Here is a 21,769-nt window from a genome sequence, read left to right as displayed (position 1 = left end):
CCTTGTTTGTGTTTCTCCCTCCCCCAGCGGGGGAGGGAGAAACACAAACAAGGTCAGCGCAGCGCGGCGAGCAAAGCCTTGTTCTGGTCCGGCAGGCCGACGCTCACGCGCAGCCACTCCGGCAGGCCGTAGGGGCCGAGCAGCGAAACCTCGATGCCCGCGGCCAGCAGCCGCGCGTGCACGGCCTGCGCATCGCCGACCTGCACCATCAGGAAGTTGCCCGACGAAGGGATGTACGCCAGGCCCCGTTCGGTGAAGCCCGCGGCAAGCTGGTCGCGTCCGGCGGTGTTGAGTTCGTAGGTGCGCGCCAGAAAGTCCGCATCGCCCAGCGCGGCCACCGCAGCAGCCTGCGCCGGCGTGGTCACGTTGAAACGCGGGCGCTGCGCGTTCATGCGCAAGGCCAGCGGCGGCTGCGACACGCCGTAGCCGATGCGCAGCCCGGCCAGGCCGAAGGCCTTGGAAAAGGTGCGCGCCACGATCAGGTTCGGAAAGCGCCGCACCCACGCGATGCTGTCGTAGCGCTGCTCGGGTGACAGGTATTCGGTGTAGGCCTCGTCCAGCAGCACCGTCACGTGCGACGGCACCGACTGCAGGAAGGCCAGCAGGGGCCCGGCGTCGATGAAGGTGCCGGTCGGGTTGTTCGGGTTGGCGACGAACACCAGCCGCGTGTCGTCGCCGATGGCGGCGCGCATGGCGCCCAGGTCGTGGCCGAACGCGCGCGCCGGCACGACGGTGGCGCGCGCATGGGCGTGCGCCGCGGCCTGCGCATAGACGACGAAGCCGTACTGGGAATAGACGACGCCCTCGCCCGGCTTCACACTCACCTGCGCCGCCAGCTCGAGGATCTCGCTCGACCCGCTGCCCAGCGTGAGCCAGTCGGGCGGCACGTCGAGCCGGGCCGCGAGCGCGTTCTTCAGCGCGGTGCCGTTGCTGTCGGGATAGTTGCCCGCGCCTTCGAGCGCCGCGGCGGCCGCGCGCCGGGCCGATTCGGGCATGCCGAGGGGGTTTTCGTTGGAGGCGAGGAGGATCGTGGGGATCATGGGAGCGAATCCGGATTCATTTAAGAAGTTAAATATATCCCGCGCATCCCGCCGGCCCGTCAGTGCCTACCCTTTGCACACCGGGCCGTACGCCGTCGATTACATGCATTTTTGTCACAGATAAATCCCGCCGCCGGCTCTTACTGGCCAGCAAAGTATCGAATAAAGTTCGACCCAAGACTGCATCTTTCTCAAGGAGAACCCCCATGACTGCCCGCACCACCGCCCACGGACTCCAGGTCGCGACCGAGCTCCACCGCTTCATCGAAGACAAGGTCCTGCCCGCCACCGGCGTGGCCAGCGACGTGTTCTGGAAGGGCTTCGACGCCATCGTGAGCGACCTCGCTCCGAAGAACATCGCCCTGCTGGCCGAGCGCGACCGCCTGCAGACCGAGCTCGACGGCTGGCACAAGAAGAACCCAGGCCCGATCAGCGACATGCCCGCCTACCGCGCCTTCCTCGAAAAGATCGGCTACCTGCTGCCGGCCCCCAAGGGCGCCAAGGCCACCACCGAGAACGTCGACTCCGAACTCGCGCTGCAGGCCGGCCCGCAGCTGGTGGTGCCGATCCTGAACGCGCGCTATGCGCTCAACGCCGCCAACGCGCGTTGGGGCTCGCTGTACGACGCGCTCTACGGCACCGACGCGATTCCCGAAACCGACGGCGCTGAAAAGGGCAAGGGCTACAACCCCGTGCGCGGCGCCAAGGTCATTGCCTTCGCGCGCGATGTGCTCGACCAGGCCGCACCGCTGGCCAACGGCTCGCACAAGATGGCGACCAGCTACAGCGTGAAGGACGGCAAGCTCGTCATCACGCTGCAGAGCAGCAGCACCGGCCTTGCCGACCCCGCGCAGTTCATCGGCTACCAGGGCGATGCCGCGGCGCCGTCTTCGGTGCTGCTGAAGCACAACGGCATTCACCTGGACATTCGCATCGACCGCAGCACCGCCATCGGCAAGACCGACGCAGCCGGCGTGAGCGACCTGGTCCTCGAAGCCGCGCTCTCGACCATCCTCGACCTGGAAGACTCCGTGGCCGTGGTCGACGCGGCCGACAAGGTGGTCGCGTACTCGAACTGGCTGGGCATCGTCGAAGGCTCGCTCACCGAGGAAGTCGCCAAGGGCGGCAAGACCTTCACGCGCGGCCTGAACCCCGACCGCGAATACACGGGCGCCAACGGCCAGCCCGTGAAGCTGCACGGCCGCTCGCTCATGTTCCTGCGCAACGTGGGCCACCTGATGACCAACCCGGCCGTGCTGTACGCCGGCGGCAAGGAGATTCCCGAGGGCATCCTCGACGCCGTGGTCACCACCACCATCGCCACCATCGACCTGAAGCGCAAGGGCAACTCGCGCACCGGCAGCATCTACATCGTCAAGCCCAAGATGCACGGCCCGGCCGAAGTGGCCTTCGCGAGCGAGCTGTTCGGCCGCGTCGAACAACTGCTCGGCCTGCCCGCCAACACCGTGAAGCTCGGCATCATGGACGAGGAGCGCCGCACCAGCGTGAACCTGAAGGCCTGCATCGCCGAAGCGGCTGCGCGCGTGGCCTTCATCAACACCGGTTTCCTCGACCGCACCGGCGACGAGATGCACACCGCCATGCAGGGCGGCCCGATGATCCGCAAGGGCGACATGAAGTCCAGCGCGTGGATCGGCGCCTACGAAAAGAACAACGTGCTGGTGGGCCTGTCGTGCGGCCTGCGCGGCAAGGCGCAGATCGGCAAGGGCATGTGGGCCATGCCCGACCTGATGGCCGCGATGCTCGAGCAGAAGATCGCACACCCCAAGGCCGGCGCCAACACCGCCTGGGTGCCCTCGCCCACCGCCGCCACGCTGCATGCGCTGCACTACCACCAGGTCAGCGTCACGGCGGTGCAGCAGGAGCTGGAAAAAATCGACGCCGACGGCGAGCGCGACAACATCTTGAACGCGCTGCTGCAGGTGCCGATCGCCACCGAAGCCGCGTGGACGCCCGAGGAGCGCCAGCAGGAAATCGACAACAACGTGCAGGGCATCCTGGGCTACGTGGTGCGCTGGATCGACCAGGGCGTGGGCTGCTCCAAGGTGCCCGACATCCACAACGTGGGCCTCATGGAAGACCGCGCCACGCTGCGCATCTCGAGCCAGCACATCGCCAACTGGCTGCTGCACGGCGTGGTCACGAAGGCGCAGGTCGACGAGACCTTCCAGCGCATGGCCAAGGTGGTGGACGAGCAGAACGCGGGCGACGCGCAGTACCTGCCGATGGCCGGGCACTTCGACACCTCGGCGGCCTACAAGGCGGCGCAGGACCTGGTCTTCAAGGGTATCGAGCAGCCCAGCGGCTATACGGAGCCGCTGTTGCATGCGTGGCGCCTGAAGGTCAAGGGCGAGGCTTGAGGGCCGGCCGGAAAACCGGCCAATCAAGAACAAACGGCACCTTTTGGTGCCGTTTTTCTATGCGCGCGGTTTGTTTCTTTTGGAAGCTGTCTTGATTGGTGTTGCTTCAGACAACTGCCGGAATTCACGGCGCAGTTCCATCTCGAGTTCCTGCTCGGTTGGAAGGTGCAACTGGTAGCGGCTGGCGAAGATATTGCGTTCTTGCTGCTCGCCCAACGTATACCTCACCACAGCATCGTTCTTGTCTGGACAAAGGATCACACCCAGCGTCGGGTTGTCGCCTTCGGTGCGGCGCTCGCGGTCGTAGTAGTTCACGTAGAACTGGATCTGGCCAAGATCGCCATGGGTCAGCTTGCCGACTTTGAGATCGATGAGCACGTAACACTTGAGCACTGCATGGTAGAAGACCAGATCGATGTAGAAATGGTCGCCGTGGATGGTGATGCGCTCCTGCCGCGACACGAAGGCGAAGCCCTTGCCCAGCTCGAGCAGGAAGGTCTGCAGGTTGTCGATCAGCGCCTGCTCCAGCTTTGACTCGATCAGCTTCGGAGACTCCGGCAAGCCGAGGAACTCGATGACCATCGGGTCCTTCAAAACATCCAAAGGCTGCGTCACCTCCTGGCCGTGCGTGGCCAGGCGCATCAAGCCCTTCTTGTCCTTGCTTCTCGCCAGCCGGTCGTACAACAGGCTCGCCGTCTGGCGTTGAAGCTCGCGCACCGACCACGCGTTGCGGATCGATTCGATCTCATAGAACGCACGCGCTTGTGGCCTCGCCACACGCAGCAGTTGGCGATAGTGACTCCATGAAAGGGCCGGATGCAGCGTGCCGGGTTGGCAGTCGGTGCGATCACCGGATTTCCGTGACGGTGTCTCGGAACTTTGCTCGAGAGGCGGCACCGGCGCTCCTGCTAATTTCCGAGACGCCGTCTCGGAAATCAGCTCCGGATAGTCCAGGTAGAACTGTCTGAACGCTTCGAGGTTGTCTGCAGAATAGCCGCGGCCGAACTCGGCATTCAGGCGCGTCGACAGATCCGCAAGCAGCTTGGCGCCATAGTCCGCTCGGCGTTTCCCGCGCTGCTCTTCCTCGACGATCTCACGCCCGATCAGCCAGTTGGCAGCGACCTGTGTCGTGTTGACCGTGCGCACCACCCCGGCACGCGCCGCATCCAGAATCTCGCGCACACGGTTGAAAAGCGACGGCACGGCAGGAGCAGCCTTTGCACGAGTGGGTTTTGCGACAGGGGTACCGGGAGTGCGGGAAGTTGCCAATGCGATGCTCTGACAGGTTGTTGGGAAATTATGGGGGGCACGCCCGGCTTGCGGCACACCGCCTCCCATCATCAATGAATCGACCAGCTTGATCCTTGCAGGAACGGCACTGGGCGCGGTCGTTGGCGCCTCACTCAGTCGCGAACTCGACCGCCCGCGACAATACGCTGCGCCTCGATCCATTAGCATTCAGGCCGCCTCATCCTTCCCGGCCCCTCCCCTCATGAATCCGAACGCGGCACCCAAGCCCGCGGAGCGCACCGGCGACGCCGCTGCCAACTCACGCCCTGCCCCCCTTTCCCGTCTCTCACGTTTTTCAGGTTGGTCGTCTTCGGCAGCCGCCATGCTGGTCGCACTGGCCTCGGCCTTCGCGCTGAGCCAGGCCTTCCGCACCGTGGGCGCCATGATGGCCACGCCGCTCACCGGCTACTTCGGACTGACGCCGCAGCAACTCGGCATGTGGGCGGGCACCTTTCACTTCGCCTTCGGCATCATGCAACTCGCGATGGGCGTGTCGATCGACATGTTCGGCGTGCGCCGCACCGTGCTCACCGCCTTCCCGTTGGCCGTTGCCGGCGCCGCGCTGTGCGCGGTGGCGCCGAACTACCACGCGCTGCTGCTGGGGCAGGCGCTGATCGGCATCGGCTGCGCGCCGGCCTTCCTGGCGTGCACGGTGTTCATCGCGCGGCACTTCGATGCCTCGCGCTTCACCGCCATGTCGGGGCTGGTGATGAGCATGGCCGGCCTGGGCATCGTGTTCACCGGCACGCCGCTGGCCTTGCTGATCGAGGCGTCGTCATGGCGCGCAGGCTATGCGGTGCTGGCCGGCTTCGCGGTGCTCTCGTGGCTGGTCATCTTCTGGCGCGTGCGCGAACCTGCGAGTGCGTCTGACCATGTGGACCACGCGGCTCCACAGGCTGCACCGGCCGAGCGCAAGTCGCTGGGCAAGGCGGTGCGCGAACTGCTGCCGCTGTTCGCCATGCCCCACACGCTCGGCCTCGTGTGCTTCGCCTGCGTGTCGTACGCGGCGTTCATCACGCTGCGCGGCCTGTGGCTCGGGCCGGTGCTGCACGATCGCCATGGCCTGTCGCTGGTCGCCAGCGGCAACGTGGCGCTGGTGATGACGGTCGCCGGCATGATCAGCCCGGCGCTGTTCGGGCGCATGGACCCGGGCGGCGCACGGCGCGCCCGCTGGATGATGGGCTGCGCGCTCGCCGGCGCACTGATGTTCGCGGCCATGGCGTTCACACATTTGAGCGCGATCGACATCGGCCTGCCGATCGTCTACGGCCTGCTCTCCGGCTACAGCGTGCTGCAGTACGCGTACACCAAGAACGCCTATCCCGCGGCCATGACGGGACGCGCCCTGGCGCTGATGAACATGGCCATGTTCCTCGGCGTGTCGCTGATGCAATGGACCACCGGCGTGGCTGCGTCGTGGGCCGTGGACCACGGCGCGGAGCCCTTCCGCGCGGTGTTCCTCACAGTGGCGGGCATGCTGGCCGCCGGCACCATCGCGTTCCTTCTGCTGCCGCGCTCGCCGGGCACCGCATCGGCGCCGGCCGCCTAGCGCCTTCACTGCCTGCCGCCCAGCCGCGCACGCACTTCGCGGCGGTTGAGCTGGCGCTTGCCCACGGCGTAGACGAACGCGCGCGCGTAGCTCACCGGCCGGTGCGACATGCCGGCCATGACGTGGCACACGCCGTGCCGCGTCACGAGGCAGCCGCGCATCACGTCGAAGCGCTTGTCGTTGTCGGTACCGTCTCCGCTGGGGGGAAACGGCGCCAGGCGAACCTCGAACCAGCAACCGTCGACGCGATGCCACTCGGTCAAGGCGTCGACGACGAGGCGATCCACGGCCTGCGTCTTGCCCTGCCCCACCGCCCGCTGCCGCGCCTTGAGTCGCAGCCGGTTGGGCAGCAGGATGCCGGTGCCCGGATGCACGAACAGCTCGACGTGCGAGGCATCGCTCAGCGGCACACGTGCAACGTCGCTCCACCGTCGCGAGCGCACCCACACCTGGCCGTCACGAAGCACCGCCTTGCGTTCGACGAAGTCGTCGATGTGCTCGAAGATGTGCGCCTGCACCGTGCTGCGCCGGTCGATGCCGCTGCACAGGTCGGCGTACACCTTGTCCCACGGCCGGTGCACCTGCTTGTGCAGCCAGCGCCTGAGCGGCGCGAGGTTTTCGTTGAGCCCTTTCGGATGGCTGTAGCCCCGCGTCATGCCCAGGTGCGAGCCCCGCTCCTTGCTGTTGCGCCACTGGCGTCCGTCGCCCTGCACGCCGCCGCCGCGGCGCGGCCGCTCGACGATGACCTTGTCCATGTCTTCACGCATGCCGTCAGTCCTCCGCGTGCAGGCTGCGCGCCGCCTTCTGCAGCGCCACCTTCTGCGCACGCCGCTCCGCGCGGTGCGTGCGCAGGTGGCGGCCTGCGCCCTGGCTGGATTCGCCCCGGGCCATCGCGGCCACCACGGGATTGCGAGGTGCCGCCATGGGCACCGAAAAGTAAAACCGGCCCAGACGCTTGTCGTCGTCACGGGCCCTTCGTTGAGCACTCATATGTGCGCACACTCCAGAAACAAGAAAGCCCCGGCGAATGGCTGCGCGGGGCCTTTGTCGAGAGGGCCTCGGGCGGATGCATGGGTGCACATCCGGCCGGGGCGGTCGGTGTGCGGGTCAGGTGTTCAGGAAACGGTTCATTGATTGCGTTGAGCGCCCGGGAGGTCGATCGTCACCAGGCGCGGTGAAAAGAAACTGTTGCTGAAAAACGAAGGGCGGATTCTGGCGAGCACGCGCGCGATGCGCAAGCGCGCCCTGCGCGGCTGTGGCGCAAAGCCGACGCGCAACAAATCTGAAACCGGCTGCGAATCCAAACGCGACGCGCCCCCGTATTCGATCCAAGCGCATCGCGCCTCCGAGCTGTTGGCGGTTTCCACAGACACCTCAAGAACCATTCTTTCCAGGAGCCTCCAATGAAAAAACTCATGATTGCAGTCGGCGTTTCGGTCTTGCTCGGCGCTTGCGCGGGCGGCATGGGCATGAGCGGCAGCGGCAGCACCGGCATGACGTCGAACCCGATGGTCGGCGGCGCCGCGATGTACCCGACGAAGGACATCGTCGACAACGCCGTGAACTCGAAGGACCACACCACGCTGGTGGCTGCAGTGAAGGCCGCCGGCCTGGTCGACACGCTCAAGAGCCCCGGCCCGTTCACCGTGTTCGCACCGACCAACGCGGCCTTCGCCGCACTGCCGGCCGGCACCGTCGACACGCTGCTCAAGCCCGAGAACAAGGCCACGCTGACCAAGGTGCTGACGTACCACGTGGTGCCCGGCAAGATGGACGGCCCCGCCCTGATGAGCGCCATCAACGCAGGCGGCGGCAAGGCCGTGCTGAAGACCGCCAGCGGCGGCACGCTGACCGCCACGATGAGCGGCGGCAACGTGCTGGTGACCGACGCCAAGGGCGGCACGGCGATGGTGACCATCGCCAACGTGTACCAGTCGAACGGCGTGATCCACGTCGTGAACAAGGTGCTGCTGCCGGGTTGATTCTTTCCCGGCGAGGCACCGGCGCGGCGGGCCTTCAGGTTCGCTGCGCAGCCTCTGCCTCGTCGCGCAGCCACTGCGCGAACTCGAGCGCGTCGCGGTTGCCTGCGGCGCGCTTTGCTGTTTCCACGAAGTAGCCGCGCCGCGACACGGCCTGCTCGCCCAGCGGCGCCACCAGCCGGCCCTCGCGCAGCAGTTCGCGCAGCAAGGGCAGGCGCCCGATGACCACGCCCTGCCCCGCCACCGCGGCGGCCACCGCATCGGCGTACTGTGTGAAGCGCAGCGTGCTCTTCATGCGCAGGTCTTCCAGCCCCATCACCTTGAGCCAGGGCTCCCAGTCGGCCAGGGGCGCTTCGCTGTGGTCGGGATAGTCGACCGTCAGCAGCGTGAGCGTGGCCAGGTCGGCAGGCACGCGCAAGGCATCGGCCAGCGCGGGCGAACACAGCGGCACCACCGACTCCTCGAACAGCGCCGGCCCCACCCCCTTGCCGACGGGCATGAGCCGCACCGCGACGTCGATGCGGCTGCGCTCCATGTCGAGCACGTCCAGCGTGGCCGACACGCGCACGTCGACCTGCGGGTGGTTGCCGGTGAAGCGCGCAAGACGCGGAATGAGCCACAGCGACGCGAAGCCCGGCGTGGTGGTGATCGCGACCTGGCGCGGCGCGGAGGCCGCGCGCACGCGCGCGGTGGCGTCGCGCAGCCGCTCCAGGCTGTCGGTGACGGCGCGCAGCAGCACGCCGCCGGCCTCGGTGAGCGCAAGCGCGCGGTGCCGGCGCTCGAACAGCGGCACGCCCAGGCTGGCTTCCAGCTGCTGGATCTGCCGGCTCACGGCCGATTGCGTCAGGTGCAGTTCGCCGGCCGCCAGCGTGAAGCTCAGCCGGCGCGCGGCCGCCTCGAAACTGCGCAGCAACTCGAGCGGCGGCAGTTCGGCGGTGGAGGCTTTCGCATTCTCTGGATGCATGCAACGAGTTCCGAATGACCGCGTGTAAAGGCGGCTCGGCTCACTATATTCATTCGTATCACGAATGCAATGGAGCTTGCCATGAGCACTGCCCGCCCTTCTTCCTACCCCTTGTCCTCTTCGTCTTCGGACGCCTCCCGCTTCCACGTCAGCCTGCCGCACCGCGCCGTCTTCGCCGTGCCCGACGGCGCCGGCGTGGGCATCGAATGCCGCAGCGGCTCGGTCTGGGTCACGCTCGACCGCGACCCTCGCGACATCGTGCTCGCCCCGGGCGAACGCTTCGAAAGCACCGATCACCGGCGCGTGCTGGTCTCCGCGCTGGAGGCCTCGTGCATCACCGTGTCGGACGCGCAAGCCGCCGCGATCCCCCTGACGCGGCGCACGCCGGCGCGGTCGCCTTGGCGACTCCTGTCCCACGGGTTGTCCCCGGCTTGACCGGACCCCATGGGCATCGAACCATCGATGCCCATGAGTCACTGCGCTTCGAAGGCCGCCGTCGTCTGTGACGGGCGGCCTTCCTGCGTTGGGGCACCCCGCATTCCCGTTACCTGAAGGACATGAACATGGCAGAGGCATACATCGTGGCCGCGGCACGCACGGCAGGCGGCCGGCGCGGCGGCAAGCTCGCGGGCTGGCACCCGGCCGACCTGGCGGCGCAGGTGATCGACGCGCTGGTGGCGCGCAGCGGCATCGACCCGGCTGCGGTGGAGGACGTGATCCTGGGCTGCGTGAGCCAGGTGGGCGAACAGGCGACCAACATCGCGCGCAATGCGGTGCTGGCGTCGAAGCTGCCCGAGTCGGTGCCGGGCACCTCGGTCGACCGGCAGTGCGGCTCGTCGCAGCAGGCGCTGCACTTCGCGGCGCAGGCCGTGATGTCGGGCGCGATGGACGCGGTGATCGCGGGCGGCGTCGAGAGCATGACGCGCGTGCCCATGTTCACGCCCAATGCGCTGCCGGCCAAGGCGGGCCTGGGCACCTACATGAGCCCGGCGATGAAGCGGCGCTATCCCGGCGTGGAGTTCAGCCAGTTCACCGGCGCCGAGATGATCGCGCGCAACTACGGCATCGAGAAAGACGCGTTGGACCGCTACGCCTTCGAGAGCCACCGGCGCGCCATTGCCGCGAGCCGCGCGGGCGCGTTCACCGACGAGATCGTGCCGATCGAGATCCTCTCGGCCGACGGAACCAGCACGGGCGAACAGCACCTGGTGGACGAAGGCATCCGCTTCGAGGCCACGCTGGAAGGCATCGCGGGCGTGAAGCTCATCGCCGAGGGCGGGCGCTGCACCGCCGCCACCGCCAGCCAGATCTGCGACGGCGCCAGCGGCGTGCTGGTGGTCAACGAGCGCGGCCTGAAGGCACTGGGCGTGAAGCCGCTGGCGCGCATCCACCACATGAGCGTGATGGGGCACGACCCGGTGATCATGCTGGAGGCGCCCCTGCCCGCCACGCAGCGCGCGCTGAAGAAGGCCGGCATGAACATCGCCGACATCGACCTTTATGAAGTGAACGAGGCCTTCGCGCCCGTGCCCATCGCCTGGCTGCAGGCGCTCGACGCCGACCCGGCGCGCCTGAACGTGAACGGCGGCGCCATCGCACTGGGCCATCCGCTGGGCGCCTCGGGCACCAAGCTGATGGCCACGCTGATCCATGCGCTCGGCCAGCGCGGCAAGCGCTACGGCCTGCAGACCATGTGCGAAGGCGGCGGCATGGCCAACGTGACCATCGTCGAAAGGCTGTGATGGCCGAGCCGCAATTCATCCTGTACGACCTGACCGACGGCATCGCGACGCTCACGCTGAACCTGCCCGCCAAGCTCAACCCGATCGCGCGCGAGCTGCAGGTCGAACTGCGCGACGCGCTGGAGCGCATCCGCGACGACCGCGCGGTGCGCGCCGTGATCCTCACGGGCGCGGGCAAGGCCTTCTGCGTGGGCGCGGACCTGAGTGCGATGGCGCCGGGCGAGGCCGGCAAGTCGCTCGGCACGCAGACCGCCGAGGCGATGCAGGCGTTGAGCAACCCGCTCATCGAAACGCTGCGCACGCTGCCCGTGCCGGTGGTGGCCGCGGTGAACGGACCGGCGGCGGGTGCGGGCGTGGGCCTGGCGCTGGCGGCCGACGTGACCATTGCGGCGCGCAGCGCCTACTTCTACCTGCCCTTCCTGCCCAAGCTGGGCATCGTGCCGGACCTGGGCTGCACCTGGGCCATTCCGCGCCTCGCCGGCAAGGCGCGCGCGATGGGCATGGCACTGCTCGACGAGCGCCTGAGCGCGGGGCGCGCGGTGCAATGGGGCCTGATCTGGGCCTGCGCCGACGACGAGCAACTGATGGACGACGCACGCGCCATCGCGCAGCGCCTGGCACGGCTGCCCGCGCACGCGGTGGTCGAGGCGCGCGAAGCCTTCGAGGCCGCAGAGCGCCACACGCTCAAGGAACAGTTGCACTACGAAAGCGAGCGCCAGCGCGTGCTGATCGACGGACCCAGCTTCCGCGAAGGCGTGAGCGCCTTCCTGCAGAAGCGCGCGCCCGAGTTCCCGAGCCGCTGAACGGCAGGCCCCACCGTGCTCCTGTGAGCCCGGGGCCGTGTCAATGAGACCGCTGCGCGATCTCGTCGGCACCGATCATCTCGGCCACCATCACCGTGCCGGGGCCGTCGAGAAAGTACTCGGTCGCGGCCGGTGCGCGCAGCCGCATGAAGCGGTCTTCGCCAACCTGCATGGTGTGGCCCGGCCCCATGTCCGCGCCGCTGTCGACCAGGTAGCGCAGTACATTGCCGAACAGCTGGAAGTAGGTCTCGCCCTCGTGATGGCCCTCGGCCAGCACGGCGAAGTCGGGATGGCCGAAGCGGTCGGCGCCATGGGTGCGCATCCACACGCCCTGGACGCCTTCGACCTCGTACTTGACGAAGCCGCAGTACAGCGCGGGCAGGTCGAGCTCGCGCAGCAGCTCGATGCGGTCCCCCTCGACCTCGGCGTCGAACACGCCCGCCGGCATCGAGGTGCGGGCGGCCTCGTTCACCACCGCCAGCGCACCGAGGCGGGCCAGCGCGCCGGCCACGGTGGCCAGCGCCACGTACTGCTCGAGCACCGAGGCCTCGCGCCCGGCGTAGTAGAGGATCACGTGGCCGCGGTGGGCACGCACCTGCGCCTTGAGTTCCTGCGGGTAGTGCGCCGGCGCGACGCAGGGCTCGAGCGCGTCGGCCGGCATCGGCGCATCGAAGCCGACCAGCCGCACCACGTGCTTTCGCCAGCCCACCAGCGCGATGAAGGCGCCCGGGTCGGGCGAGATCTCGCAACGCGCGTCGCCGGTCGACCGGTGGTAGGCGCGCAGCGCCTGGCCGAGCGCGGCGATGTCGATCTTCTGCGCATCGGGAAACAGGACCGTCAGCGCGACGGGATCTTCCAGATCGGGGTTCGCCACCAGCGCGCCGGCGTCGGCCGGCTCGTCCTTGCGGCCGAAGAAACGGGAAAAGATGCTCACTCGAGGACTCCTTGGATTGCTCTGCAGCACCGGTGCACGGCGCACAAGGAAAAGAACTGTAGTCGCGCCCGGATCGCCGGCCCGGCGATTGGCCTGCGGACGGCGATTGCGCCAGAATGGCCCTCCCTGCGCGCGAAGGATCTCCATGCCCAACGACCTCACCAATGCCTTCTACGCCCAGTCGGGCGGTGTCACCTCGGTCATCAACGCGTCGGCCTGCGGTGTGATCGAAACGGTACGCCAGCACCCTCAGCGCATCGGCAAGCTCTACGCCGGACGCAACGGCATCATCGGCGCGCTGACCGAGGAGCTGATCGACACCGGCGCCGAATCGGCCGAGGCCATCGCGGCGCTGCGCTCCACGCCCTCGGGCGCCTTCGGCTCGTGCCGCTACAAGCTCAAGTCGCTGGAGAAGAACCGGCGCGAGTACGAACGGCTCATCGAGGTGTTCAAGGCGCACGGCATCGGCTACTTCTTCTACAACGGCGGCGGCGATTCGGCCGACACCTGCTTCAAGGTGAGCCAGCTGTCGCAGTCGATGGGCTATGCGCTGCAGGCCATCCATGTGCCCAAGACCATCGACAACGACCTGCCCCTGACCGACTGCTGCCCGGGCTTCGGCTCGGTCGCGAAGTACGTGGCGGTGTCCACCATCGAGGCCTCGTTCGACGTGCGCTCGATGGCGGCCACCTCCACCAAGGTGTTCGTGCTCGAGGTGATGGGCCGGCATGCGGGGTGGATCGCCGCAGCCGGCGGGCTGGCGGCAGACCAGGGCATTCCGGTGGTGGTGCTGTTCCCGGAGATCGAGTTCGACAAGGCGCGCTTCATCGCGCGCGTCGACGAACTGGTGAAGCAGCACGGCTACTGCTCGGTGGTGGTGTCCGAAGGCTGCCACCATCCCGACGGCACCTTCCTGGCCGAGCAGGGCACGCGCGACGCCTTCGGCCATGCGCAGCTCGGCGGCGCGGCGCCGGTGGTGGCGCAGATGGTGAAGGACGCGCTGGGCCACAAGTTCCACTGGGCCGTGGCCGACTACCTGCAGCGCGCGGCACGGCACATCGCCTCGGCCACCGACGTGAAACAGGCCTACGAGCTGGGCCAGCGCGCGGTCGAACTCGCGCTGGAAGGCCGCAACGCGGTGATGCCGACCATCGAGCGCACGTCCGACGTGCCCTACGCCTACCGCCTGGGCAGCGCGCCGCTCGAGTCGGTCGCCAACGTCGAGAAGCCGATGCCGCGCGATTTCATCTCGGACGACGGCTACGGCATCACCGAGAAATGCAGGCGCTACCTGCTGCCGCTGATCGAGGGCGAGGATTACCCGGCCTACAGCGGCGGCCTGCCGGTGTACGTGACGCTGAAGAACGTCGCGGTGGCGAAGAAGCTGCCGGCCTTCGAGATCGCATGACCCCCGCCGCCGCGGTCATCGACGCCACGCGCTGCCCGCTGTGCGGCGCCTCGAACCGATGCGCGATGGAGATCGAGCGCGAGAGCGGCCAGGTTCAGCCCGCGTGCTGGTGCATGCAGGTCGACTTCAGCAACGCGCCGCTGACGAACCTGCCCGCCGACATGCGCGGCCTGGCATGCATCTGCGCGCGCTGCGCAAGGGGTGCAATGGGGGCAATGGACGCGACAGACGCGCCCGCGCCTCAGGACTGAACGAGATCCTGCGGCTGGGTCTGCGACTGCGACTGCGACTGCGACTGCGATTGGCTTTGCGACTGGCCCTGCGATGGCGACTGCATGGGCGCCACGGCATCGAGCGCGGGTGCCGCGGTCACCTCGCTGGCCACCACCATCGTCGGCGCGCTGCCCGGCCGCTGCTCGGTCACCACGCGGTGGATGAACTGCAGCTTGCCCACCGCCGCGCGCGGCAGCACGAAGGGGTAGTAGTCGGGCTGGCCCATGCTGCGCGACAGCTCGTTGAGCACGTTGGTGAGCTTGACCCAGCCGTTGATGAAATCGAGAAACTTCGCCGCATCGGCATGGTCGGGCTGCCACAGGTCGTCGACGGTGAAGAGGTCGCTGGTGAGCTCGACGTTGGAGGCGTCGACGCCGAAGCTCATCGCGGTGTCGGCCGTGTCTGCCATGTGCAGGTAATGGGCCCAGGTCTCGGCCCAGTCTTCCCACGGGTGCGTGCTGGCGTAGCTGCTCACGAAGCGGTCGGCCCAGTCGGGCGGCGGCCCCTGGTCGTAGTGGACCTGCAGCGCGGCCGCGTAGTCGGCGCGGTCGTCGCCGAACAGCGCGCGGAAGTCGTCGATCCACGGCGTGGGCAGCACCAGCAGGTCCCAGTAGTAGTGGCCGATCTCGTGGCGGAAGTGGCCCAGCAGCGTGCGGTAGGGCTCGCGCATCTCGGCGCGGATGCGCTCGCGCACCGCGTCTTCGGCCTCCTCGGCGTTCAGGGTGATCACGCCGTCGTCGTGGCCCGTCATCACGTGCGGGCCGCCGGGCATGTTGCTCAGGAAGTCGAAGGCCAGGCCGTGCACCGGGTCGGCGTGGCGGCTCACCACCGGCAGGCCGAGCGCCAGCAGCTGCGAGATGAGCCGGCGCTTGGCCTGTTCGAGCTTGCCCCAGAAGACGCCGTTGGCCTCCTGCGACAGGTCGGGAATGGTGCGCGTCACGCTGCAGGCCAGGCAATAGCCCGGCGCGAGGCCGTGCACGTCGACGGGCAGCGCGTCGCCGTCGCGCGCGGCGGGCACCATCCAGCTGCAGGCCGCGGGGGTCATGAGGTTGGCGCAGCGACGGTAGACGGGGCCCTGCGGGTCGCCGAACACGGTGAAGGTGTCGGGCGGCGCGCCCTCGCCCTGCGCCGGTGCCAGCGGCATGACGCCGAGGCGGTCGGCCACATAGCCGAGCGGCGTGCGGCAGGCCAGGCACTGGCTGTTGCGCAGGAACACGGGGCGCCCGCACTGGCAGCGGTACGAGCGGCTGACGGTGGGTGCGGCAAGTTCGGTGGCGAGCGTGGTCGCGCCTTCGGACTGTGGCGCCAGGTCTTGTGCAGGGGCGGCTTGTTCGTTAACGGGGGAATTCATGGGGTGTCGGTCTTGACGCGGAGGGCGCAGCCGCTGCATTGTGCAATTGCCCGCCGCGCCCTTCGCCATGCAATCGCCGATATGCTTGTAGGACGACGGACCCCCACACCATCCGCCGCCCCATGACCTCCCCACAGCCTTCCGAAGCCGCGACCGCGCCGGCCCCACCGTCCATCGGCACCCTGCGCGAACGCTACGGCGAGCGCTACCGCTGGTACCTGCTGCTGTCTGTGATGGTGGGGACGATGGCGTCGATCATGTCCTCGACCATCGTCAACGTGGCGATCCCCGGCATGAGCCACCACTTCTCGCTCGGCCAGGAGCGCGCGCAGTGGGTGAGCTCGGGCTTCATGGTGGCGATGACGGTGTCGATGCTCACCACGCCGTGGCTGCTGTCGCGCTACGGCTACCGGCGCACCTACGTCGGCACCATGTTGCTGTTGCTGCTGGGCGGCATCGTGGGCGGACTGGCCAACAACTTCTCGCTGGTGCTGTTCGCCCGCGTGGCCGAAGGGCTGGCGGCGGGCGTGGTGCAGCCCATTCCGGCCATCATCATCCTGCGCGCCTTCGAGCCGCACGAGCAGGGGCGCGCGAGCGGCATCTTCGGCATGGGCGTGGTGCTGGCGCCGGCCATCGGGCCGAGCATCGGCGGGGTGCTGGTCGACCTGTTCGGCTGGCGCTCGATCTTCTTCATGGTGGTGCCGTTCTGCCTGGCCTCGATCTGGCTGGCCTACAAGTTCGTGCCGAAGACGGCGCCCGGCGGCGTGGCCGCGGTGCGCGGCAGCGGGCTGGACGCGCGCGGGCTGGCGCTGGGCACGGTAGGCACGCTGTGCCTGCTGAACGGGCTGGTGGCGCTGCGCGGCGACTCGCCGCTGCAGGCCGCGCTGCTGCTGGTGGGCGCGCTGGCGGGGTTCGCCGCGTTCGTGTGGTGGCAGCGGCGGCTGGCGGCCTCGGGCGGCACGCCGCTGATGAACCTGGCGCTGTTCCAGTACCGGCAGTTCGCCATGGGCAGCGTGGTGGCCTTCATCTACGGCACGGCGCTGTTCGGCTCGACCTACCTGCTGCCGGTGTACATGCAGCTGGGGCTTCAGCTGTCGGCATCGCACGTGGGCACGATCCTGCTGCCGGCGGGCCTGGTGCTGGCCCTGACCATCGCCGGCGTGGGCCGGCTGGCCGACCGGCACCCGACCTGGCTGCTGGTGACCATCGGCCTGGCGCTGCTGGCAGCGTCGTTCGCGCTGATGATCGTGCTGCGGCTGGACAGCGCGCTGTGGCTGCTGGTGGTCTTCGCGGTCGTCGGGCGCATCGGGCTGGGCTTCATCCTGCCCTCGCTCAACCTGGGCTCGATGCGCCCGCTGGCCAAGCCGCTGATTCCGCAGGGCGCGAGCGCCATCAACTTCGTGCGCATGCTGGGCGGCGCGGCCGGCGTGAGCCTGTGCGCCATCGTGCTCGAGTGGCGGCTGGCGGCGCACGGCGATTCGCTGGCCAACCCCATGACCAGCCCGGCGCGGCTGGCGGCCTTCGACGAGGTGTTCGCGATGCTGGCCGGGCTGTGCGCGCTGGCCATCTGCGCCGCATGGCAGTTGCGAACGGGCGCCACGCCGGCCGGTGGGCCTGTACGCAACACGGGGTAAACCCCGGCGACGGATGCGGGGACTTTGGCATTCAATTGTTATCAGTTGTATCCAAATGGTCCAGATCGCAATCGGGTTCCCATGCACCGCAGAAATTTCATCGCCGCCTCGGCCGCGGCCGGGGCCGTCTTTGGCCCTCTTGCCCCTCTTTCGTCCGCCTTCGCCGCGGAAAACGGTGTCACCGACACCGACATCGTGCTGGGCCACACCGGCATCCTGAGCGGCCCGCTGGGCGTGCCGGTCAAGGTGGTGATGGCGGGGGCCGGGCTGGCCTTCGATGCGGTCAATGCGCAGGGCGGGCTGTCGGGCCGCAAGATCAAGGTGGTTTCGCTCGATGACGAACTCAAGCCCGAGAAGGCCCTCGCCAACTACGAGAAGCTGCTGGCGGAGCACCGCGTCTTCGCCTTCTTCGGCTGCGTGGGCTCGGGCACCACGGCCGCGGGCGCCAAGGTGGTGAACCAGAGCGGCGCGCCGACGGTGGGCGGCTATGCGGTGTCGGACTCGGCCCGCGAAAAGATGGGCGGCGCCGGGTACTTCGTGCGCGCCACCTTCGCCCGCGAGGCCCAGGCGCTGGTGCAGCACCTGACCACCATCGGCGTGACGCGCATCGGCGTGGCGTACCTGGACAACCCCGGCGGCGCGGAAGTGGCCCAGCTGGTCGAAGCCGCGCTGGCCAGCCTCAAGCTGAAGCCGGAGGCCGCCGTGGCGGTCAAGGGCGACGGCACGGGCAACGAGGCATCGGGCAAGGCGCTTGCCGACAGCAAGGCGCAGGCCGTGATCATGTACCTGGGCGGCGGCATCGGCGGCGAGGTGATGAAGGCGGCCTGGGCGGCCGGCGGGCGCCAGATGTACTACGGCATGTCGATCGTGCCGGGCGACGTCACGGCCAAGCTCGTGGGCGACAAGACCAGCGGGCTCGCCATTTCGCAGATCGTGCCCTACCCGTGGAGCGAGGTCGACACGGCCGCGCGCGAGTTCCGCCAGCTGGCCGAACGCGCCAAGGTGGACATCGGCTACCTGGCCTACGAGGGCTATGTGAATGCGCTGGTCATGATCGAGGGCCTACGCCGCACCGGCCGCGACCTGACGCGCGCCAGGCTGCACACCGCGCTGAAGGCGATGAAGCTGCGCATCGGCGGCATGGAGATCGACTTCACCGGCACGAGCAACACGGGTTCGCGCTTCATCGAGATGGTGCGGGTGACCAAGGAAGGCAAATTCATCCGCTAGCGGCAACCCGATGGTTGGGCAAATCGCACGGCGGGCAGGGGCCGGCGCGAATCGCGGTCTAATCGCTGCCATGTGCCAATTGCTAGGGATGAACTGCAACACGCCGACCGATGTGACCTTCAGCTTCACGGGGTTCGCGCAGCGCGGCGGCCGCACCGACCACCATGCGGACGGCTGGGGCATCGCGTTCTTCGAGGACCTGGGGCTGCGCCACTTCGTGGACCACCAGCCGGCGTGCGAATCGCCGGTGGCGGAGCTCATTCGCCGTTACCCCATACAGAGCCGCAACGTCATCGCGCACATCCGCAAGGCGACGCAGGGCGAGGTGAACCTGCAGAACTGCCACCCCTTCGTGCGCGAGCTGTGGGGGCGCTACTGGGTGTTCGCCCACAACGGCGACCTGAAGGACTTTCGCCCGCGCCTGCACGGCAACTTCCACCCGGTGGGCAACACCGACAGCGAACACGCCTTCTGCTGGCTGATGCAGGAGCTGGCCAAGTCGCACGCCGGCGTGCCGAGCATCGAGGAGCTCACGCTCACGCTGCGCGAACTGGCGCCGCAGCTCGCAAGCCATGGCACCTTCAACTTCATGCTGTCGAACGGCCAGGCGCTGTGGGCGCATGCCTCCACCAACCTCTGGTACGTGGAGCGCCAGCACCCCTTCGTGACGGCGCAGCTGTCGGACGAAGACCTGGCCATCGACTTCGCGCAGCACACCACGCCCACCGACCGCGTGGCCGTGGTGGTGACCGCGCCGCTCACCACCAACGAGACGTGGACGCAGTTCGCACCGGGCGAGCTGCATGTGTTCGTGGACGGGCGGTTGTCGGGGGTCTGATTGCAGACAAAGTGCGGCCTTTAGCCTGACACTTTTTAGCAACAGTGCATGAAAGTATCGGTGGGCCGGTGCAAACATAGGAACAATAACGGTTCTCATTTGCATCTTTCGATCCGCCCATGCCCACTCCTTCGTTCTATTTCCGGCCGACCGTGGTCGCGTCGCTGCTCGCGCTCAACGCCGTGGCAGCACAGGCCCAGACCCCCTCGGCCGAACCCGCTGCCGCGGCGGCGTCGAGCGGCACGCTGTCCACGGTGAACGTGGAAGCCAGCGCCGACGCCTCGGCGGAAGGACTGACCAAGCCCTACGCCGGCGGGCAGGTGGCGCGCGGCGGGCGCGTCGGCATCCTGGGCAACCAGGACATGATGAGCACGCCGTTTTCCAGCACCAACTACACCAACGAGCTGATCCAGGACCAGCAGGCCAAGAGCGTGGCCGACGTGCTGCTGAACGACCCGTCGGTGCGCCAGGCCCGAGGCTTCGGCAACTTCCAGGAGCTGTACGTGGTGCGCGGCTTCCCCGTGTACTCGGACGACGTCTCGTACAACGGCCTCTACGGCATGCTGCCGCGCCAGTACATCGCCTCCGAATTCTTCGAGCGCGTGGAAGTGTTCCGCGGCGCCAACACCTTCCTGAACGGCGCGGCCCCCGGCGGCAGCGGCATCGGCGGTGCGATCAACCTGCTGCCCAAGCGCGCGCCCAACGAACCGCTCACGCGCGTGGGCTTCGGCGTGCAGACCGGCGGCCAGGGCTTCGTCAACCTCGACCTGGCTCGCCGCTTCGGTCCCGACGATAGCCTGGGCGTGCGCGTGAACGCGGTGCGCCGCGACGGCGGCACCGGGATCAAGAACGAGAGCCAGCAGCTCAGCGCCTTCGGCGTGGGCCTGGACTGGCACAGCCGCAACGTGCGCCTGTCGGCCGACTTCGGCTACCAGGACTACGACCTGAAGGACGGCCGCCCCAGCGTCACGCCATCTTCCACGCTGCCGATCCCGCGCGCGCCCGACGCCCGCACCAACTTCGCCCAACCCTGGACCTATTCCAAGGAAAAGGACAAGTTCGCCACCTTCCGCGGCGAAGTCGACATCACCGACAACATCACGGCCTGGGCCGCGGGCGGCGTGCGCCGCAGCGACGAAGACAACGTGCTGTCGAACCCGACGCTCACCAACGCCTTCGGCGACACCAGCAACACGCGCTTCAGCAACACCCGCAAGGACCGCATCGGCACGGCGGAACTCGGCGTGCGCGGCACCTTCGCCACCGGCCCCGTGAAGCACACCGTGGTGGCCTCGGTGGCCAAGTACAGCAACGACCGCGACAACGCCTACGCCATCTCGTCGGGCAGCGTGCGCAACAACATCTACGCGCCGTATGCCTCGATCTATCCGATCGCCAACGGCGCGGGCGGCTTCGTCGGCAACACGCTGGCAGACCCGCGCCTGACCGACAAGATCGACACCTCCAGCGTGGCCGTCGCCGACACCATGGCCTTCATGGACGACCGCCTGCTCGTCACGCTCGGCGCGCGCCGCCAGACCATCGAGCAGACCAGCTTCGCCTACACCACGCTCCAGCAGACGAGCACCTACGACAAGAGCAAGACCACGCCGGTGGCCGGCATCGTGTTCAAGATCACGCCGACCGTGTCGGCCTACGCCAACTACATCGAAGGCCTGGTCAAGGGCAACGTGGCGCCCGGCACGGTGAACAACCGCCCGGTCACCAACAGCGGCGAGATCTTCGCGCCGTACCAGGCCAAGCAGAAGGAAGTCGGCGTCAAGTACGACGGCGGCACGCTCGGCGCCAGCGCCGCGTTCTTCACCACCGACCAGCCCACCTACGCCTACTCGGGGCAGACCTACGGCCTCTACGGCAAGCAGCGCAACCAGGGCCTGGAGTTCTCGGTGTTCGGCCAGCCCGCCAAGGGCCTGCGCCTGCTCGGCGGCCTGACGCTGCTCGACGCCAAGCAGAAGCAGACGCAAGGCGGTGCCACCGACGGCCTGGACGCCATCGGCGTGGCCAGGCAGCAGGCCAACCTGGGCGCCGAATGGGACGTGCCCGGCCTGCGCAACCTGTCGCTGAACGCTCGCGTGCTCTACACCTCCAAGCAGTACGCCAATGCCACCAATACGCAGTCGGTGCCGTCGTGGACGCGCTTTGACATCGGCGCGCGCTACCTGGTCGACCTGGGCAACGGCCGCGCGCTCACGCTGCGTGCGCGCATCGACAACCTGTTCAACAAGTCGTACTGGGCGTCGGTGGGCGGCACGCAGGGATCCAACTACCTGGTGCTGGGCGCGCCGCGCACCTTTGCAGTGAGCGGCACGATCGACTTCTGACCGCCGGCGCC

Annotated in this window: 20 protein-coding genes; 12 read left to right on the top strand and 8 right to left on the bottom strand. The window is 68.2% G+C overall.

Annotated elements, in window-relative coordinates:
• Nucleotides 1-53 precede the first annotated feature (53 nt).
• A complete protein-coding gene (gene hisC, locus AC0IYU_RS33100; RefSeq protein ID WP_472126135.1) occupies nucleotides 54-1,040 on the bottom strand; it encodes a histidinol-phosphate transaminase in 987 nt (328 codons plus the stop codon).
• A 206-nt stretch (nucleotides 1,041-1,246) separates the two neighbouring features.
• Here hisC and AC0IYU_RS33095 point away from each other — a divergent pair, with 206 nt between their 5' ends.
• Complete coding sequence (locus AC0IYU_RS33095; protein WP_472126133.1) at nucleotides 1,247-3,421, top strand: malate synthase G; 2,175 nt, start codon at nucleotides 1,247-1,249, stop codon at nucleotides 3,419-3,421.
• A gap of 57 nt (nucleotides 3,422-3,478) precedes the next feature.
• Here the strand turns inward: AC0IYU_RS33095 and AC0IYU_RS33090 are convergent, their stop codons facing one another.
• A complete protein-coding gene (locus AC0IYU_RS33090; protein WP_472126130.1) occupies nucleotides 3,479-4,624 on the bottom strand; it encodes a PDDEXK nuclease domain-containing protein in 1,146 nt (381 codons plus the stop codon).
• Between the two features lie 289 nt (nucleotides 4,625-4,913).
• Between AC0IYU_RS33090 and AC0IYU_RS33085 the strand changes: the two genes are divergently transcribed.
• Nucleotides 4,914-6,260: an MFS transporter gene (locus AC0IYU_RS33085; RefSeq protein ID WP_472126127.1), complete on the top strand. Its 1,347-nt coding sequence runs from the start codon at nucleotides 4,914-4,916 to the stop codon at nucleotides 6,258-6,260.
• Between the two features lie 5 nt (nucleotides 6,261-6,265).
• Here the strand turns inward: AC0IYU_RS33085 and AC0IYU_RS33080 are convergent, their stop codons facing one another.
• From AC0IYU_RS33080 to AC0IYU_RS33070, 3 genes are all read right to left on the bottom strand, one after another.
• Complete coding sequence (locus tag AC0IYU_RS33080; protein WP_472126124.1) at nucleotides 6,266-7,027, bottom strand: hypothetical protein; 762 nt, start codon at nucleotides 7,025-7,027, stop codon at nucleotides 6,266-6,268.
• 4 nt (nucleotides 7,028-7,031) lie between these two features.
• Entirely contained in the window at nucleotides 7,032-7,184 is a 153-nt protein-coding gene (locus tag AC0IYU_RS33075; RefSeq protein WP_472126121.1) for a hypothetical protein, read from the bottom strand.
• 203 nt (nucleotides 7,185-7,387) lie between these two features.
• A complete protein-coding gene (locus AC0IYU_RS33070; protein ID WP_435494300.1) occupies nucleotides 7,388-7,627 on the bottom strand; it encodes a hypothetical protein in 240 nt (79 codons plus the stop codon).
• Nucleotides 7,628-7,663: 36 nt separating this feature from the next.
• Here AC0IYU_RS33070 and AC0IYU_RS33065 point away from each other — a divergent pair, with 36 nt between their 5' ends.
• Complete coding sequence (locus tag AC0IYU_RS33065) at nucleotides 7,664-8,242, top strand: fasciclin domain-containing protein (protein ID WP_435438993.1); 579 nt, start codon at nucleotides 7,664-7,666, stop codon at nucleotides 8,240-8,242.
• Nucleotides 8,243-8,276: 34 nt separating this feature from the next.
• Here the strand turns inward: AC0IYU_RS33065 and AC0IYU_RS33060 are convergent, their stop codons facing one another.
• Nucleotides 8,277-9,203: a LysR substrate-binding domain-containing protein gene (locus AC0IYU_RS33060; protein ID WP_472126118.1), complete on the bottom strand. Its 927-nt coding sequence runs from the start codon at nucleotides 9,201-9,203 to the stop codon at nucleotides 8,277-8,279.
• Between the two features lie 81 nt (nucleotides 9,204-9,284).
• On the opposite strand from AC0IYU_RS33060, the gene AC0IYU_RS33055 reads away from it, so the two are divergent.
• The 3 genes from AC0IYU_RS33055 to AC0IYU_RS33045 all read left to right on the top strand — a co-directional run bounded on the left by AC0IYU_RS33055 (nucleotide 9,285) and on the right by AC0IYU_RS33045 (nucleotide 11,748).
• Entirely contained in the window at nucleotides 9,285-9,638 is a 354-nt protein-coding gene (locus AC0IYU_RS33055) for a DUF2917 domain-containing protein (protein ID WP_472126115.1), read from the top strand.
• A 128-nt stretch (nucleotides 9,639-9,766) separates the two neighbouring features.
• Nucleotides 9,767-10,945 carry an acetyl-CoA C-acetyltransferase gene (locus AC0IYU_RS33050; protein ID WP_472126112.1) on the top strand — a complete coding sequence of 393 codons (1,179 nt, stop codon included), beginning with the start codon at nucleotides 9,767-9,769 and terminating at the stop codon, nucleotides 10,943-10,945.
• Complete coding sequence (locus AC0IYU_RS33045) at nucleotides 10,945-11,748, top strand: enoyl-CoA hydratase-related protein (protein WP_472126110.1); 804 nt, start codon at nucleotides 10,945-10,947, stop codon at nucleotides 11,746-11,748. Before AC0IYU_RS33050 ends, AC0IYU_RS33045 begins: the two co-directional genes overlap by 1 nt.
• Before the next feature lie 40 nt (nucleotides 11,749-11,788).
• Here AC0IYU_RS33045 and AC0IYU_RS33040 read toward each other — a convergent pair whose 3' ends face one another.
• Complete coding sequence (locus tag AC0IYU_RS33040; protein WP_472126108.1) at nucleotides 11,789-12,682, bottom strand: DUF4261 domain-containing protein; 894 nt, start codon at nucleotides 12,680-12,682, stop codon at nucleotides 11,789-11,791.
• Between the two features lie 145 nt (nucleotides 12,683-12,827).
• Between AC0IYU_RS33040 and AC0IYU_RS33035 the strand changes: the two genes are divergently transcribed.
• Nucleotides 12,828-14,090, top strand: a complete 1,263-nt coding sequence (locus tag AC0IYU_RS33035; RefSeq protein WP_472126105.1) for a 6-phosphofructokinase — start codon at nucleotides 12,828-12,830, stop codon at nucleotides 14,088-14,090.
• Complete coding sequence (locus AC0IYU_RS33030) at nucleotides 14,087-14,341, top strand: cysteine-rich CWC family protein (RefSeq protein WP_472126102.1); 255 nt, start codon at nucleotides 14,087-14,089, stop codon at nucleotides 14,339-14,341. Before AC0IYU_RS33035 ends, AC0IYU_RS33030 begins: the two co-directional genes overlap by 4 nt.
• Here AC0IYU_RS33030 and AC0IYU_RS33025 read toward each other — a convergent pair.
• The gene (locus tag AC0IYU_RS33025; protein WP_472126100.1) at nucleotides 14,332-15,714 is read right to left on the bottom strand and encodes a zinc-binding metallopeptidase family protein; all 1,383 of its coding nucleotides are present in this window, start codon (nucleotides 15,712-15,714) and stop codon (nucleotides 14,332-14,334) included. The genes AC0IYU_RS33030 and AC0IYU_RS33025 overlap by 10 nt on opposite strands.
• A gap of 122 nt (nucleotides 15,715-15,836) precedes the next feature.
• On the opposite strand from AC0IYU_RS33025, the gene AC0IYU_RS33020 reads away from it, so the two are divergent.
• From AC0IYU_RS33020 to AC0IYU_RS33005, 4 genes are all read left to right on the top strand, one after another.
• Entirely contained in the window at nucleotides 15,837-17,348 is a 1,512-nt protein-coding gene (locus tag AC0IYU_RS33020; RefSeq protein WP_472126096.1) for a DHA2 family efflux MFS transporter permease subunit, read from the top strand.
• Between the two features lie 81 nt (nucleotides 17,349-17,429).
• Nucleotides 17,430-18,578: an ABC transporter substrate-binding protein gene (locus tag AC0IYU_RS33015; RefSeq protein ID WP_472126094.1), complete on the top strand. Its 1,149-nt coding sequence runs from the start codon at nucleotides 17,430-17,432 to the stop codon at nucleotides 18,576-18,578.
• Nucleotides 18,579-18,648: 70 nt separating this feature from the next.
• On the top strand, nucleotides 18,649-19,416 hold the full coding sequence (locus AC0IYU_RS33010; RefSeq protein ID WP_435487967.1) for a class II glutamine amidotransferase: 768 nt from the start codon (nucleotides 18,649-18,651) through the stop codon (nucleotides 19,414-19,416).
• Nucleotides 19,417-19,535: 119 nt separating this feature from the next.
• Nucleotides 19,536-21,758, top strand: coding sequence for a TonB-dependent receptor (locus AC0IYU_RS33005; RefSeq protein ID WP_472126091.1), 2,223 nt, complete (start codon nucleotides 19,536-19,538; stop codon nucleotides 21,756-21,758).
• Nucleotides 21,759-21,769: the final 11 nt, after the last annotated feature.

The organism is Variovorax sp. AC103, from assembly GCF_979254005.1.
The sequence above is the reverse complement of the archived record's forward strand: the minus strand, read 5'-3'. Positions and strand labels throughout refer to the sequence as shown.

Coding starts and splice junctions, on each gene's coding strand:
- hisC (WP_472126135.1), bottom strand. CDS start 1,040: ATGATCCCCACGATCCTCCTCGCCTCCAACGAAAACCCCCTCGGCATG.
- AC0IYU_RS33095 (WP_472126133.1), top strand. CDS start 1,247: ATGACTGCCCGCACCACCGCCCACGGACTCCAGGTCGCGACCGAGCTC.
- AC0IYU_RS33085 (WP_472126127.1), top strand. CDS start 4,914: ATGAATCCGAACGCGGCACCCAAGCCCGCGGAGCGCACCGGCGACGCC.
- AC0IYU_RS33080 (WP_472126124.1), bottom strand. CDS start 7,027: ATGCGTGAAGACATGGACAAGGTCATCGTCGAGCGGCCGCGCCGCGGC.
- AC0IYU_RS33075 (WP_472126121.1), bottom strand. CDS start 7,184: ATGGCGGCACCTCGCAATCCCGTGGTGGCCGCGATGGCCCGGGGCGAA.
- AC0IYU_RS33065 (WP_435438993.1), top strand. CDS start 7,664: ATGAAAAAACTCATGATTGCAGTCGGCGTTTCGGTCTTGCTCGGCGCT.
- AC0IYU_RS33060 (WP_472126118.1), bottom strand. CDS start 9,203: ATGCATCCAGAGAATGCGAAAGCCTCCACCGCCGAACTGCCGCCGCTC.
- AC0IYU_RS33055 (WP_472126115.1), top strand. CDS start 9,285: ATGAGCACTGCCCGCCCTTCTTCCTACCCCTTGTCCTCTTCGTCTTCG.
- AC0IYU_RS33050 (WP_472126112.1), top strand. CDS start 9,767: ATGGCAGAGGCATACATCGTGGCCGCGGCACGCACGGCAGGCGGCCGG.
- AC0IYU_RS33045 (WP_472126110.1), top strand. CDS start 10,945: ATGGCCGAGCCGCAATTCATCCTGTACGACCTGACCGACGGCATCGCG.
- AC0IYU_RS33035 (WP_472126105.1), top strand. CDS start 12,828: ATGCCCAACGACCTCACCAATGCCTTCTACGCCCAGTCGGGCGGTGTC.
- AC0IYU_RS33030 (WP_472126102.1), top strand. CDS start 14,087: ATGACCCCCGCCGCCGCGGTCATCGACGCCACGCGCTGCCCGCTGTGC.
- AC0IYU_RS33025 (WP_472126100.1), bottom strand. CDS start 15,714: ATGAATTCCCCCGTTAACGAACAAGCCGCCCCTGCACAAGACCTGGCG.
- AC0IYU_RS33020 (WP_472126096.1), top strand. CDS start 15,837: ATGACCTCCCCACAGCCTTCCGAAGCCGCGACCGCGCCGGCCCCACCG.
- AC0IYU_RS33015 (WP_472126094.1), top strand. CDS start 17,430: ATGCACCGCAGAAATTTCATCGCCGCCTCGGCCGCGGCCGGGGCCGTC.
- AC0IYU_RS33010 (WP_435487967.1), top strand. CDS start 18,649: ATGTGCCAATTGCTAGGGATGAACTGCAACACGCCGACCGATGTGACC.
- AC0IYU_RS33005 (WP_472126091.1), top strand. CDS start 19,536: ATGCCCACTCCTTCGTTCTATTTCCGGCCGACCGTGGTCGCGTCGCTG.